The sequence below is a fragment of the Burkholderia sp. LMG 13014 genome, from assembly GCF_905232215.1.
Classification (GTDB): Bacteria; Pseudomonadota; Gammaproteobacteria; order Burkholderiales; family Burkholderiaceae; genus Burkholderia.
In genome coordinates this window covers 1-1,273 of the sequence record NZ_CAJNKE010001008.1, presented here as the reverse complement: position 1 = coordinate 1,273, position 1,273 = coordinate 1, and the positions used below count along the sequence as shown (strand labels likewise).

Below are 1,273 nucleotides of genomic sequence, written 5' to 3'. Positions count from 1 at the left end.
ACGGCAGAGACGGCAGAGACGGCAGAGACGAGGAGACGAGGAGACGAGGAGACGGGCAGGCAGGGGTGAAAGCACGCGGGCCAGCCACGTTCACGGCGATCGTGCTACCGGGCCTCCATCAATGACTCGAACAACGCACTTCGCTCTTCGCCAACGGCGTTTCATGCTCCGGTTCGAAATCGGCTTCGCGCGTGCCCGACGGCGTCAGCGACACGAAATGCATCGCGTCGCCGCGTGCCGGGAAACCGGCGATACCGGTCGTGCCCCACGGAATCGGCGAAGGCTGCGCGCCGCTCGCGGCAATTCCGGCCGGCGACAGCGCGAGCGTCAGGAGCCGCCCGTCGCGGATCGGTACGTACGCACGCGCCCCGGCGACACCGATACTGGATTCGCGTACCGTCGCCGGCAGGCACTCGAGCGTCGCGGTACGCTGGCCGTCCGGAGCGATCAGCATCGCGACGCCGCGACCGTTCGCGGTCGTCGTGGTGACGATGAAGCGGTCGATCGCCGGCACGTAGGCCGCGGAATAGACGTAATACTGGATGGCGTCGTTCAGCTCGCCGAGCATATCGAGCTTCGCGGTCACCGGATCGAACAGCGCGTACTCGAGCTTCGCGTCGGTGCTGTCGTCGATGAACTTCTGCCAGACCAGCAGCGCCGTGTGCGGCGAACCGGCGATTACGGGCCACCATTCGCGTCGGTGCGGCGCGACCTCGACATGATTCAGCACGCGCCCGGCCGCGTCGTAGGTTTTCACGTAGACGCCGTTGCCGGTGCCGAGATTGTCGACGCCGCCGCCGTCGATCCAGTCGGCCGAATAGAACACGACGAAGCGGTCGGCCGCCGTCGCGACATGCCCCGAGTGGCCGCCCGATTCGACGTCGTTCGGATAGGGCTTGATCGGCTTCAGGTCGCGGCGATAGACGCCGTAGCGCTGGCTGACCTCCTGCGGTGCGTTCCAGCCGTCCTCGAACGTGACGAAGATGTCGCCGCGCGCGTTCTGCGCGATCGACACGGGTTCCTGCGCCTCGGGGCGGCTGATGAACGTATGGACGTGCAGCAGGTGCGGCTTGCCGGGCAGCCATTCGCCGACGTACACGTCATGCGGCCAGTTGCCGTTGCGCATCGCGCCGCGCGGGACGATGCCCGAGCTGCTGAAGAACACCCAGCGCTTGCCGTTGCCGGCGTCGGCCACGCCGATGCCGTGCATGAAGCTGCGCGGATCGACGGCCGGGTGAGATGACGGGTCGGCCTGCACGGTGACCGTATGCAC

Annotated in this window: 1 protein-coding gene; it reads right to left on the bottom strand. The window is 67.3% G+C overall.

Features of this window, described 5'->3' with window-relative positions:
• Positions 1–118: 118 nt before the first annotated feature.
• Positions 119–1,273, bottom strand: a 1,155-nt coding sequence (locus JYJ84_RS36940) for a hypothetical protein (protein ID WP_205190328.1), incomplete at its 5' end; no start/stop codon positions are given.